The 13,340-nt window shown below is 60.4% G+C and carries 8 protein-coding genes and 1 tRNA gene; 3 read left to right on the top strand and 6 right to left on the bottom strand.

All coding sequences use genetic code 11. The features are described from left to right. Positions 1-191: 191 nt before the first annotated feature. Entirely contained in the window at positions 192-1,589 is a 1,398-nt protein-coding gene (locus FHW77_RS08845) for an MDR family MFS transporter (protein WP_004440092.1), read from the top strand. On the opposite strand, the gene FHW77_RS08850 is transcribed toward FHW77_RS08845, so the two are convergent. The 3 genes from FHW77_RS08850 to FHW77_RS08860 all read right to left on the bottom strand — a co-directional run bounded on the left by FHW77_RS08850 (position 1,590) and on the right by FHW77_RS08860 (position 4,245). Continuing rightward, on the bottom strand, positions 1,590-2,330 hold the full coding sequence (locus tag FHW77_RS08850; RefSeq protein ID WP_004440090.1) for an RlmE family RNA methyltransferase: 741 nt from the start codon (positions 2,328-2,330) through the stop codon (positions 1,590-1,592). Continuing rightward, positions 2,327-3,958, bottom strand: coding sequence for a Ppx/GppA phosphatase family protein (locus FHW77_RS08855; RefSeq protein WP_004440089.1), 1,632 nt, complete (start codon positions 3,956-3,958; stop codon positions 2,327-2,329). Before FHW77_RS08855 ends, FHW77_RS08850 begins: the two co-directional genes overlap by 4 nt. A gap of 210 nt (positions 3,959-4,168) precedes the next feature. Then, positions 4,169-4,245 (bottom strand) — tRNA-His (locus FHW77_RS08860). A gap of 314 nt (positions 4,246-4,559) precedes the next feature. Between FHW77_RS08860 and FHW77_RS08865 the strand changes: the two genes are divergently transcribed. After that, positions 4,560-8,303: an ATP-binding protein gene (locus tag FHW77_RS08865; RefSeq protein WP_004440087.1), complete on the top strand. Its 3,744-nt coding sequence runs from the start codon at positions 4,560-4,562 to the stop codon at positions 8,301-8,303. A gap of 79 nt (positions 8,304-8,382) precedes the next feature. Further along, the gene (locus tag FHW77_RS08870) at positions 8,383-10,047 is read left to right on the top strand and encodes an ABC transporter permease (RefSeq protein ID WP_004440084.1); all 1,665 of its coding nucleotides are present in this window, start codon (positions 8,383-8,385) and stop codon (positions 10,045-10,047) included. 310 nt (positions 10,048-10,357) lie between these two features. Here the strand turns inward: FHW77_RS08870 and FHW77_RS08875 are convergent, their stop codons facing one another. Genes FHW77_RS08875 through FHW77_RS08885 form a run of 3 tightly spaced genes read right to left on the bottom strand, consistent with a single transcriptional unit; the run spans position 10,358 to position 13,252 of the window. After that, entirely contained in the window at positions 10,358-11,170 is an 813-nt protein-coding gene (locus FHW77_RS08875) for an ABC transporter permease (protein ID WP_004440083.1), read from the bottom strand. A gap of 4 nt (positions 11,171-11,174) precedes the next feature. Then, on the bottom strand, positions 11,175-12,083 hold the full coding sequence (locus FHW77_RS08880; RefSeq protein WP_004440081.1) for an ABC transporter permease subunit: 909 nt from the start codon (positions 12,081-12,083) through the stop codon (positions 11,175-11,177). Between the two features lie 11 nt (positions 12,084-12,094). After that, complete coding sequence (locus tag FHW77_RS08885; protein ID WP_004440079.1) at positions 12,095-13,252, bottom strand: ABC transporter ATP-binding protein; 1,158 nt, start codon at positions 13,250-13,252, stop codon at positions 12,095-12,097. Between the last annotated feature and the right edge of the window lie 88 nt (positions 13,253-13,340).

A 13,340-nucleotide genomic window follows, 5' to 3' on the forward strand; every position in this document is an offset into this window, starting at 1 on the left:
GCCAACTGGCCGTGATTGCCAACTGAACTCACCCAACGGACAATAGAGCGAGAAAGTTGCAAGGAAACCGGCCTCACGCAGGTTTGATCGGAACATCAGAAATTGGTAATTAACGTGTTGGCAAGCCCGCCTATCAGGCGTAGGACGGACGGCGATATCCCTTGTCGCAGCGGAAAGCCGCAGGCAGCCTCATGAACCGCATCATTCCCCTCATCCTGGCAGTCGCTCTTTTTATGGAGCAGATGGACTCCACCGTCATCGCCACCTCGCTTCCGGCAATTGCCGCAGATCTCCACGTCGGCCCGATTACGCTCAAGCTGGCTTTAACGGCCTACATGGTGGCTCTGGCGATCTTCATTCCGATCAGCGGCTGGATGGCCGACAAATACGGCGCGAAGAAAATCTTCCGTTTTGCCATTGGCGTCTTCGTCGTTGGGTCGATCTGCTGCGCGGTCTCGTCGTCGGTGTTCGAATTCGTACTCTCGCGTTTCCTGCAGGGTATGGGCGGAGCGATGATGACACCCGTGGGCCGCCTTGTGCTTTTGCGCACGACGAAGCGCAGCGAACTCGTCTCCGCCATGGCGCTGCTGACAATACCGGGGCTCGTGGGGCCGCTGACCGGTCCGCCCATCGGCGGTTTCATCACCACCTATTTTTCTTGGCACTGGATCTTCCTGATCAATGTGCCGATCGGCATCATCGGCATCTGGCTTTCGACGATCTTCCTGCCGGAAATCGAAACCACCAACCCGCCGCCAATGGACGGAAAGGGTTTCGTGCTGTCCGGCATCGCCGCCTCCGGCGTGGTGTTCGGCCTCTCCGTCGTCAGCCTGCCTGCGCTCCCGCCAGCCATCGGCATCGCGTCGACCATCATCGGTTTCATCTGCGGTTTTCTTTATATGCGCCACGCTGCGCACCACCCCGCCCCCATTCTGGACTTTCGAATTTTCCAGAACGCGACCTTCCGGGCCGCCTCCGTCGGCGGCACCATCTTCCGCATCTCCACGGGCGCCATTCCCTTCCTGATGCCGCTGATGCTGCAGATCGGTTTCGGATTGAACCCGTTCCAGTCGGGCATGATAACTTTCGCCGGCGCCATCGGGGCGATCACCACCAAGTTCATGGCCAAGCGGGTGTTTGCGGCGACCGGATTTCGCTCGACGCTGATCGGCGCGGGCATCGTCGGCGCGTTCACGACGCTCGCCAACAGTTTCTTCACGCCTGAAACGCCATACCCGTTGATCATGATCTTTCTTGTGACGGCCGGATTTGCCCGGTCCTTCTTCTTTACCGGATCGAACGCGCTCAGCTATTCCGATATCGAGGACAGTCAGGCGAGCCAGGCAACGTCCATGGCCTCCGTGCTGCAACAAATCAGCCTGGCGCTCGGCGTTGCATTCGCTGCCTCTATTCTGGAAGTCAGCAGCATGATGTCGGGCACGCATCTGCAGCTCGCCGATTTCCACATCGCCTTCACCATCGTCGCGCTGGTATCGCTCTTCGCCATCGTGCCGATCATCCGCATGGACGCACAGGCGGGTGCGGCCGTTTCCGGCCACCGCGGCAAGGTCTCGCAACCGGCGGAGTAATCAGTCTTTCGAGGCCTCGTCGGCTTCAGATGCACCCGCCGCCTCGGTCTTGCGGCCCTTGAAGTGTTTGGCAAGCAGGAACATTTCCACCGATTCCGAGCGTGACGACGCCGGCTTGATGTGGAGAACCTGCTTGAAGTTCTTCTTCAGCATATCCAGCAGCTGCTTTTCCGTGCCGCCCTGGAAGGTCTTGGCAAGGAAATGGCCACCTTCCGCAAGCACCTGAACGGCAAAATCGGCCGCGACTTCGCACAGATGCATGGTGCGGATGTGGTCGGTTTTCTGGTGCCCGGTGGTGGGTGCTGCCATGTCCGACAAAACAAGATCGGGCGTGCCACCAACGGCCTCCATCAGCTTTTCGGGCGCGCTCGGGTCGAGGAAGTCGAGCTGCAGAATTTTCACGCCGGGAATGGGATCGATCTCGAGGAAATCGATCGCTGCAACGCGGATATCGTCCTCGGTCGAATCCGTCACCTTGGCGGCGATCTGCGACCAGCTTCCGGGGGCGGCGCCAAGGTCGATGATGCGGGTGGCCCCCTTCAAGATCTGGTGCTTGTCGTTGATTTCCAACAGCTTGAAGGCGGCGCGGGCGCGATAGCCTTCCAGCTTGGCACGCTGCACATAGGGGTCATTGATATGACGTTCGAGCCAGCGGCGCGACGAGGCCTTGAGCTTGGTCTTCTTGACCTTCTGGCCGATCTTGCGGCCGGTGCGATTGGTGCTTGTTGGCGCCTTGCTCATGTCAAACCTTCCGTCCTGTCCTGCCGTACCATCTGCATGCGCCTTATGCGGTTGCGCCGCCATGCGCCGTCATCCGCCATCATATCCGTCAGCAGGCCTTCGCGCAGACCGCGATCCGCCACGCGCATTCGGCGCGCCGGCCAGCGGCGGCGAATGGCCTCGAGAATCGCGCAGCCGGCGAGAACCAGATCGGCCCGGTCAGGCCCGATGCAGGCATTGGCGGCGCGGCCGGCGAAATCCCATGCAAGCAACTTGTCCTGCATCGCCGTCACCTCGGCATCGGAAAGCCAGAGACCATCCACCTTGCGGCGATCATATCGCGGCAGATCGAGATGAACGCCCGCGAGCGTCGTCACCGTGCCTGATGTGCCGATGAGGTGAAAATCCTCGTGATGCGTTTGCGGCGCGAGCGGCGGGCAATGGAAGGCGTCGAGCAGGCCTTCGACTTCCCGCACCATCGCGGCAAAAACGTCGGGCGTCACATCACGACCGCCATGGCGTTCGGAAAGCGTGACGACGCCGACGGGCAGCGAGGTCCAGTGGGTGATGTGGTTGGCAAGCCGGTTCGAGCGATTCTCCCCGACCTTGATGACGGCGATCTCCGACGATCCGCCGCCGATATCGAACAGCACGACGGAACGCGCTTCACGGCCGACGAGGGAGGCGCAGCCCGAAACCGCAAGGCGGGCTTCCGTCTCGCGGCTGATGATTTCGAGTTTAAGCCCCGTTTCCCGCGTAACACGCGCCAGAAACTCCTCGCCATTCGACGCAGCGCGGCAAGCCTCGGTGGCGATGAGCCGCATGCGCCGGATCGGGCGGCCGGAGAGTTTTGCGGCGCAGACCTTGAGTGCTTCAACCGCGCGGTCCATCGCATCATCGGAAAGCCGGCCGCTCGATACCAGCCCTTCACCCAGCCGCACGATGCGCGAAAACGCATCGACCACCCGGAACTGGCCGGGCCGCGTCGGCTGCGCAATCAGCAGGCGGCAATTGTTGGTGCCGAGATCAAGCGCGGCATACATATCCGCCGGCGCGTCCGGGCCATGCTCGTGCTGCCGCCCTGGGTGACGGGCTGATGTTTCCGATTGCTGCCGATGCTGGTCCTGAACGGAGCCGCCGGCGCGACCGTTCTGCTTGCCAACGTGTTTCGGTGCATGGCTGGGGACAAGCGGGCGGCCCTGCGGATCACGTCCGCGCGGATCGCGATGCCCGCGTTTGCGGTTACGCGACTTTCGCCCGCCACCGGGTGGTACGGAGGATGGATTGGCCGGGTCAATTGCAGCTGAAGCCTGCACCTGTACAGGGGAAGCCGCAGATGCAGGCTGAGACGCACCCTTGCCTCGAGAACGCCTGCGACGTTTTCTCTTGCGCGGCTCAGCATCCGGCTCGAGCGCCGATACATAGGAGGAACCGGCCGGAACATCCGCGGCAACATCATGCAACAACGCAGAGGCGTCACGGGGCTTACCGTCACGCTTGTGTTTCTTGCCACGACGGGAACGCTTCGCTTTCCCTTTGTTTGCCACCGACGCCCCTTGTTCCGACGGCTTTGGGCCGTTTCCGGGGTCGATCACTGTATTGTCCATTTCGCCGCGCACAAGCGTAGACGCTATGCTGCAGGCTTTCATAAGGTTTCGTTGGGCAGACAATACCAGCGCAAGAGATTTTAGCCAAATGGTTTTTGCCGGACTGAAACCGCAGGGCCACTGACACGACCGCGCGCCGTGTGACCGCAAAGATTATTTTCCGGGAAAACGGGATATCTGACCAGCGGTGGAAGAGACTTTCCCCTCTCCCGGTAAGTCCTTGTGACATATAAACTTACTGGGAGAGGGGAATGGTACGGTTGAGTGGGGTCGAACCACCGACCTCAGGTGCCACAAACCTGCGCTCTAACCAACTGAGCTACAACCGCACATCAAACGCCAAAGCGGCGCCACGGGGGGTCACATAAAAGGTGTTTTTCCCATTTGCAAGTCCCTATCCGAATTTTGCGAAAAAAGGCAGCGAAAGGCAAGCGCTTTTCCAGCGCGGGCTGACACCGGAAAGCCGGCATTGAGGCTGTTGATGTTAACTCTATTTGGCGATTCATAAGCCGGGCGGTGGACCCGGCGACCCTGTGAAGTTATTTAAAATTCTGTTAACGTGATGCCTCGGCGGGTTTACGTTTCGGTTTCATGAGGAAGCCGGGAGCCCGCAAGGTCCGGTAGTGCCAGAATAGGTTTCGACATGCCCGCCGTCCAGTATCCCTTTATCGATATCGCAGTGCATGAACGGGTGCGTGAAGGTTTCGGGCGCGGTGAAGCGATGGCTTTGTTCTCGCTCGATCTTGGACATGTTCTATGGGCCAATGGACGCGGCGCTGCCCTGTTTGGCACGCCGATGGTTTATGACTTTCTGGAACAGGGGCCGAAGCGGCAGGACGTGACGTTCCGCCAACTGGCGGCCACGGCGGCGCGGCTTTCAAAGACCGGCGACAGCCTGCCCTTCACGATCCGCATCACCTCCGGTTTCCGCAGCATTGCCGCGACTGCGCGCGCGGAGATCATTGAGGCCGAGCCCGGCCAAACCGCGATACTCTTTTCTGCCCGCGCCGATCAGGCCGAGCCCGACGTGGTGGAATGCGCCCGGCGCATGATCGAAGGTTTCGACGACCCCGATATCCATATGGCAGTTACCGATGGCGACAACCGGATCGTTGCCGCCTCGCCCGGCTTCTCTACACTCGGCATCACCCCGCATACGGCCAGAACACTAGTCGGAATGGCGGCGCGCCAATCGGGGCATCTCGTCAAACGCCCGGTACCTACCGGAAAGGGTTATCTGCCCGCAGCCGCCGGCCAAATCACCACTACGCCCGAACTCAACCTGATCTTCGTGGTCGAAACCGCACTGGGCACACTCGACCCCGATGGTTTTGCCGAGGACAAGCCGCAGGACGTCCCGGTCGTCGAGCCTGCGTCGCCGGTTGCAGAGACGGCGCCTGTTGTCGCAACAGCCGCCTCTTTCGACGCCGTTCTCGATGCTGTCGCAGACATCGAAGAGGTGGAAGACCCGCAGGAGCAGCCGTCCGACGCGGAGGAAGAAGCGGTATCCGGACAGGATGAAGACAGGCTTCTGCCCTTTGCGGAAGAGAAGCCGGAGGCCCCCGCAGCGCTTTTCACGCAGGACGCCGATGCGGCTGCGGACGTGGCGATGACTGACGACATTGCCGATCTTTTTGAACTGGATGAGGATGAGGCGGAGGCGCCCTTCACCAAGAAGACGGACGACGAACCCGCCGAAGAGGCTCTCGATGCGGAGAGTTTCGTCGCAAAGGACGAGATAACCGAAAACGCGGCATCCCCGGTTGCGCCACCGGCGGACGAGGATGCTGCAATCGAGACCGAAGCAGTCGAACAGGCCCAGCCTTTTGCCTTCAACGCCGGCGCCCGTGCATCCCGTTTCGTCTGGAAAATCGACGCTGAAGGACGGTTCAGCTCCATCTCTCATGAATTTGCCGAGGCCGTGGGTGCCAGGGCTGCTGCGGTGGAGGGCATGGGCTTTGCCGACGTCGCCGCCCTGTTCAATCTCGATCCCGACGGAAAGATCCGAGAGCTTCTCGGCCGCCGCGACACGTGGTCGGGCAAGACAATCCATTGGCCCGTGGAAGGCACATCGCTGATGGTGCCGATCGATCTCGCCGCCCTGCCTACCTATACCCGCTCACGGGAATTTGACGGTTTTCGCGGTTTCGGCATCGTGCGCCTGGCCGACGCCACAGAGGACCCGCACGCAATCGGCCTTACCTTCTTGAAGGGCGAAGAGTCTGATCCGGCGGAGGCTTCTCCGGAGCCAACCGTCGACAGCACGAGCCATGAATTGCTGGCCTTCATCGATGAGGATGACGATGCGGAGGACACTCCCGGATCGGCTACTGACGATGAAATCCCGGCCGCGGAGGTCGGAGCGGCAGACGATGCAGCGGACGACGTTTCGACCGACGAACAGCATCATGATTATACCCCGCCCGAATTCGAAGCCCCGGCAACTGCACCGGAACCGTCTTCCTCCGACAAGATCGTTCGTCTGGAAGAGCGCCGTTCGCGCTCCCGCGAAGGCCTGACCGCCGGTGAGCAGGCCGCCTTCCGCGAGATCGGCCGTGCCCTGGCGCCAGCGGATACTGCTTTCGAAGACGGCCGGGAAACGGATGCGGAAACCGTTTCCATCGATTCGGACACGCATGATATTAAACAGGACATAGATGCGCATGCGCCTGACAGCGCACCTTCCGAGACTGACCTCAAGGCCACGGCGCCAGCGCAGGACGATGATCTTTTTGCCGACTATGTTCGGGGTGAACAGCCTGCGGCCGTCAGCGAACCCGTAGCGGAAAGCGGTTCGGACGAAATGCAGCAGCAGGCCGTCGCCGAAGAGCGGCCGGTTGCCGAAGTCGCGGCAGCAATGGTCAGTCCTGTACCTCGCCCCGCCGACGCGCTGACGGCCGAGACGCTGGACCAGATGCCCGTTGCCCTTCTCGTGCACGCCGGCGACAGGCTGATCCACGCCAATCCGGATTTCCTGCGGCTGACGGGTTATGACTCTCTGGCCGAACTCGAAGAAGTGGGTGGGCTGGAAGCCCTGCTGCAGAGGCAGGAGCTCGAAGACATGCCTGACAATGAAGGCGGCATGGTCGTTGTCAGCGCCGAAAACGATATCATTCCTGTCAGAGCGCGGCTGCAATCCATCCGCTGGGAAGAGACGAAGGCGCTGATGCTTTCTCTCGTTCCGCTGGAAGAAAAGGCAGCGCCGGTTGCCGCCGCCAACGAAAACACCGCGGCGCAGAGCGCGCAAGCCGGCAGCATTTCCCTGCTTCAGGGCGAAGTCGAGGAACTGCACTCCATTCTTGAAACGGCCACCGACGGCGTGGTGCTTTTGGGCGACGAAGGCGAAATCCGCTCCCTCAACCGCTCGGCCAGCGCGCTGTTCAACTATGACAATGGCGAAATTGCCGGCAAGCCTTTCGTCACGCTCTTTGCCCATGAGAGCCAGCGCGCCGTGCTGGACTATCTCTCCGGCCTCGCCAATAACGGTGTTGCGAGCGTGCTGAACGATGGCCGCGAAGTGATCGGCCGCGAAGCATCCGGCGGTTTCCTGCCGCTGTTCATGACCATCGGGCGGCTCAAATCCTCACATGGCTATTGCGCCGTAATCCGCGACATCACCCAGTGGAAGCGCACCGAAGAAGAACTGCGCAACGCCAAGCGCGCGGCGGAAACCGCCAATGCCCACAAGACCGACTTCCTGGCGCGCGTCAGCCACGAAATCCGCACGCCGCTCAACGCCATCATCGGCTTTGCGGACATGATGGCGACCGAACGTTTCGGGCCGATCGGCCATCCGCGTTATGTGGAATACGCCAATGATATCGGCCGTTCCGGCCGGCATGTGCTCGATATCGTCAATGATCTCCTCGATATATCCAAGATCGAGGCGGGGCAGATGGATGTCGATTTCATCGCCGTCCCGCTCAACGAAACGGTGGCCGAAGCGGTCTCGCTGGTGCAGCCGCAGGCAAACAACCAGCGCGTCATCATCCGCACGGCGCTTGCGCAATCCGTGCCGCAGATCGTCGCCGACCTGCGATCGATCAAGCAGATCGTGCTGAACATCCTGTCGAACGCCATTCGCTTCACCCCGTCAGGCGGGCAGATCGTTGTATCCACCGCCTATGAGGCAAATGGCAGCGTGTCGCTTCGCATCCGCGACACCGGTATCGGCATGACGCGGGCGGAACTGGAACAGGCGATGAAGCCGTTCCGGCAGGTGGCTTCTTCCGGCAAACGTGTACGCGGTGACGGCACCGGGCTCGGCCTGCCGTTGACCAAGGCCATGGTGGACGCCAACCGGGCGAATTTCTCCATCACCTCGACACCCAACGAAGGCACGCTGGTGGAAATCACCTTTCCGTCACAGCGGGTCCTTGCCAACTGAGGTCATGCGGGCGTAGCAATGCGAAAGCCGCCGGCTGGAGAACCAGCCGGTCAAGGCCTATGCAGGACAGCAGGCTCGCATGCCCATGACGGTTCCCCTTCCCGCGACAAAACGCGTTTCTCTATTGCCGATTGCGGCCATCATTGTTTCGGCCATCGCCGCCATGCCCGTTCTGGCGATCTTCTGGCTGGCGCTGACCGGCAGCACGGAGGGGTGGCGACATCTTCTCGTCAACGTCCTGCCGCGAGCCGGATTTCGTACGTTCATGCTGCTCGGAGCAACGGCAGCGACGACCGCTTTCTTCGGCATTGTCTGCGCCTGGCTTGTCACCACGTTCGAGTTTCCGCTGCGGCGGCTGCTGTCGGCGGCGCTCGTCCTGCCGCTCGCCATTCCATCTTATCTCGCCGCTTATGCGTTCGGTGAGTTTCTCGACTTTACCGGGCCCGTGCAGAGCTTATTGCGTGCTGCTTTCGGCTATCACAGCATCCGCGACTACTGGTTTCCCGATATCCGTTCCCTCGGCGGTGCGGTCATCGTCCTGAGCTCGGTGCTCTATCCCTATGTCTATCTCTCGGCCCGTGCCGCCTTTTCCATGCAGGGGCGTTTTGCAGCCGAAGCCGCACGCACGCTCGGCGCAAAGCCTCTCAACGTGTTCTTCTCCGTACAATTGCCGATGGCGCGACCGGCGATTGCCATCGGGCTTTCTCTGGTCTTGATGGAGACCCTCAACGATATCGGCGCGGTCGAATATCTCGGCGTGCAGACGCTGACCTTCACCATTTACGAGACCTGGCTCAACCGCGGCAATCTCGCCAATGCAACGCAGATCGCCGCCGTCATCCTCATCATCGTCGGCGCGCTCATCGTAATCGAACGCAACGCCCGGGAAAAACAGCGCTTCGGCGCACCCAAGGCGACAAACATGACGCAGCGCCATCGGCTGAAGTCGCTGACCGGCTGGCGGCGCGGTGCGGCAACTGTTTTCTGCTTCCTGCCCGTGACGAGTGGCTTTCTCATTCCCGTCATCGTGCTGGGTGGTTACGCGGCCAAACGGTTCGATGCGCTGCTTGCGCCGAAACTTCTTAAGGCACTCGGGCACAGCCTCGAAGTTTCCTTTGCCGCGGCCCTGGTAACGCTGGTTGCGGCTTTCGTCTTTTCATACGCCATCCGCACGGGGCGGTCACGAACCTCGAAGTTTGCCGCCCGCTTCGGCTCCATGGGATATGGGGTGCCGGGAACGGTGCTCGCCATCGGCGTGCTCATTCCACTCGCGGCTCTCGACAACGGGGTGGACGGGTTCTTCCGTACACATTTCAGCTTTTCCACCGGCCTGCTGCTCTCCGGCACGGCCTTTGCCATCATCTATGCGCACGCCGTGCGTTTCATGACCATGGCGGAAGGCACGCTGGATGCCGGTTTCCAGAAGCTTTCGCCGCATATCGACATGGCTTCGCGAACGCTTGGGCGGAACCGGGCGCAGACGCTGTTCAGGGTGCTGTTGCCCAATATGCGGCCCGCGGCGTTGACCGCTTTCCTTTTGGTCCTGATCGAATCCATGAAGGAGTTGCCGGCAACCATCCTGCTGAGACCCTTCGGCTTCAATACGCTTGCCACGCTTGTTTACGAGAATGCCTCACGCTCCAAGGTGCAGGATGCCGCCGTACCGGCGATCATCATCATCATCGCCGGGCTTGTCCCCGTCCTTCTCGTTTCCAGGTCGATGGATCATCCTGAAAACCGATGAGCGTCCCGCCAATGAGACAAAAAAAGAAAGGCGGCCTTGCGGCCGCCTGGATAAGGTGTGCTTTTCAACGAGAGAAAGGGGGACAATCTCGCCAGATGGAAATTATCAATCCCGGCCATCAGTCATATGACGACCCTGCGTTGGGTTTACTTTCCGCCAACTCCCATTAACAAGCAGTTAAAACCAAAATCGATCAATCACCGACGAAAATTCCTATTCTGGAACCGTAAAGCCCCGAAACTAAATTACAGGTTTCTGATTTTATTGGCGTTTCAACAGTAACGCGAAAAAATCGTAGAGTTCTCTCCGGTCAGTTTCGCGCCGCGGCGTGTTCATCGCGCATCCGCTGCAACTCCGTGCGCTTCGAGGCGATTGAGGCGACGATGACGCCGACGGTCACAAGCCCGATCAGGATGGTGCAGATGGCATTGATTTCCGGGGTCACGCCGAGGCGAACCTGCGAATAGATCTTGATCGGCAGCGTCGTCGCACCCGGTCCGGTGGCGAAGCTGGCAATGACGAGATCATCGAGCGACAGGGTGAAGGCCAGCATCCAGCCGGCAATAACGGCGGGAAAGATCAGCGGTAGGGTGATACGGAAGAAGGTCTTGACCGGTGGGCAACCAAGATCAAGCGCGGCTTCCTCGAGACTTCGATCAAAGGTCAAAAGACGCGACTGCACCACAATCGCCACATAACACATGGTAAAGGTGGTGTGCGCAATGACCACCGTCCAGAAACCGCGATCCACTCCGACGGCCACGAAGAGCAGCAGCAGCGACAGGCCGGTAATCACCTCCGGCATGACGAGCGGGGCATAGATCATGCCGGAAAACAGCACCCGGCCCGGAAAACGCGCAAAGCGCGTCAACGACAGCGCCGCGAGTGTCCCGAGGATGGTGCCGATGGTGGCGCTGAGGATACCCACGCGCAGCGTCACCCAGGCGGCATCCATCAACCCTTCATTCGACCACATGGACCTGTACCATTGCAGCGAGAAGCCGCCCCAGACGGTGACAAGCTTGGAAGCATTGAAGGAATAAACGATCAGGATGATGATCGGGATGTAAAGAAAGGCAAAACCGAGTGTGAGGACGGTGATGTCAAATTTTCCGCGCTTCATGGCCTCACCCCACCTTCTTTTGCTGGTTCTGGAAGATGGCGATAGGCACGACCAGCAACAGCAGAAGCAGCACGGCAACGGCTGATGCCAGCGGCCAGTCGCGGTTGCCGAAGAATTCCGTCCAGAGCGTCTTGCCGATCATCAGCGTCTGTGCGCCGCCGAGCAGATCGGGGATGACGAATTCACCTGTTATCGGGATGAAGCAGATCATCGAGCCGGCCACGACACCCGGCAGGGAGAGCGGGAACGTAATCTTCCAGAAGGCTTTCCAAGGCGGGCAACCCAGATCGGCGGCCGCTTCCAGCAGCGTATTGTCGAGCTTTTCCAGCGCGGAATAAAGCGGCAGTACCATGAAGGGCAAGTAGGAATAAACGATACCGATGAAGATCGCGGTTTCGGTGCGGAAGATGTTGACCTGCTGGTCCGGCCCGAGCAATCCGAGCCACTGGAACAGCACCGTCAGCAGGCCTTCCGGCTTCAGAATCCCGATCCAGGCGTAAACGCGGATCAGGAACGAAGTCCAGAACGGCAGGATCACCAGCATAACCAGCGTCGGCCGCACGGAAGACGGCGCGCGGGCCATGGCCAGCGCCATGGGATAACCGATCAGCAAAAGCAGGAAGGTGGAAATGAAGGCGATGCGCAACGACGACAGATAGGCGTCGATGTAGAGCGGGTCTTCCGTCAGGAAGAGGTAATTTTCGAAATCCAGCTGCGAAAAGAAATCACCGAGCCTCGAGAAGCCTTCGAAGACAGGGGTATAGGGCGGCATGGAGATCGCCGTATCCGACAGCGAGATTTTGAAGATGATGAAAAAGGGGGCCGCAAAAAACAGCAGCAGCCAGAAATAGGGAACCGCGACGACCAGCCAGCGCCAGGGGCTTTGCCGGTTTTCGGGAGTGGTGATCGCCATCGAAGCCTCCCTCAGCGCGTCAGGACGAGGCCGGAGTCCGGCTTCCAGTTTAGCCACACCATATCGCCGAAGGTAATCGGGCGATCCACGAGACGCGAGACATTTGCCTGTGCGGCGCGGATGACGCGGCCATCCGCAAGCTTGACGATGAAGACCGAGAAGTCGCCCAGATAGCCGATATCCCATACCTCGCCATAGGCGGAGTTGATGCTGCTATCGGCAGGCTGATCGAGCGAGATGCGCACCTTCTCCGGCCGGATGGCGAAAGCCACCTGGCTACCGGCGGCAGCGGCGCATTCCTGCTCAACCGCCACCTTCAGCCCGTCGCAATCCAGTGTCACGAGGCCGGGCCTGCCGATATCGGAAGCATTGGCGACGACATTGGCGTCGAAAATATTGATGTCACCGATAAAATCGGCCACGTAGCGGCTGTTCGGCGCTTCATATATCTCGGCGGGCGTCGCCACCTGCACGACAATGCCCTTGTCCATGACGGCGATGCGGTCCGACACCGTCATCGCCTCTTCCTGATCGTGGGTGACGATGAGGAAGGTGAGACCGAGATTGGTCTGGATATCCATCAGTTCGAATTGCGTTTCCTCACGCAGCTTCTTGTCGAGCGCGCCGAGCGGCTCATCGAGGAGAAGCACCTTCGGTCGCTTGGCAAGCGATCGGGCAAGCGCCACGCGCTGCCGCTGCCCGCCGGAAAGCTGGCTCGGCTTGCGTTTGGCGAATTCCGTGAGCTTCACGAGGCGCAGCATTTCCTCGACCCGGGCGACGATGTCCGCCTTGGGCAGGCCATCCTGCTCCAGACCGAAAGCGACGTTCTTTTCTACCGACATATGCGGGAAAAGCGCATAGGACTGGAACATCATATTGGTCGGGCGCTTGTAGGGCGGCACGCCGGAAATATCCTTGCCCTGCAGCAGAATGCGGCCCTCGGTCGGCTCCTCGAAACCAGCCAGCATGCGCATCAGCGTGGTCTTGCCGCAACCGGAGGGGCCGAGCAGCGAGAAGAACTCACGCTCGTAAATATCGAGCGTCAGATTGTTGACGGCGACGAAATCGCCAAAACGTTTGGTGACGTTTTCAAAGCGGATGAAGGGCACCGCATCGGCATTGTCCCACGGGCTAAATTTGCGTTTGACCGGCCCTAGAGTTTTCGCCATTCACCCTACCCTCAAATCCCGTTGGTCTGTCGATCGATGCTTCGGGGCGGGCAATACCGGCAGGTAACGGACCTGCCGGCAAAGGATC

The sequence above is a fragment of the Agrobacterium sp. RC10-4-1 genome (assembly GCF_014138475.1).
GTDB classification, from domain to species: domain Bacteria; phylum Pseudomonadota; class Alphaproteobacteria; order Rhizobiales; family Rhizobiaceae; genus Agrobacterium; species Agrobacterium pusense.

Bases quoted from the DNA above. Each gene is read 5' to 3' on its own strand.
- FHW77_RS08845 (WP_004440092.1), top strand. From the start codon at position 192: ATGAACCGCATCATTCCCCTCATCCTGGCAGTCGCTCTTTTTATGGAG.
- FHW77_RS08850 (WP_004440090.1), bottom strand. From the start codon at position 2,330: ATGAGCAAGGCGCCAACAAGCACCAATCGCACCGGCCGCAAGATCGGC.
- FHW77_RS08855 (WP_004440089.1), bottom strand. From the start codon at position 3,958: ATGAAAGCCTGCAGCATAGCGTCTACGCTTGTGCGCGGCGAAATGGAC.
- FHW77_RS08865 (WP_004440087.1), top strand. From the start codon at position 4,560: ATGCCCGCCGTCCAGTATCCCTTTATCGATATCGCAGTGCATGAACGG.
- FHW77_RS08870 (WP_004440084.1), top strand. From the start codon at position 8,383: ATGCCCATGACGGTTCCCCTTCCCGCGACAAAACGCGTTTCTCTATTG.
- FHW77_RS08875 (WP_004440083.1), bottom strand. From the start codon at position 11,170: ATGAAGCGCGGAAAATTTGACATCACCGTCCTCACACTCGGTTTTGCC.
- FHW77_RS08880 (WP_004440081.1), bottom strand. From the start codon at position 12,083: ATGGCGATCACCACTCCCGAAAACCGGCAAAGCCCCTGGCGCTGGCTG.
- FHW77_RS08885 (WP_004440079.1), bottom strand. From the start codon at position 13,252: ATGGCGAAAACTCTAGGGCCGGTCAAACGCAAATTTAGCCCGTGGGAC.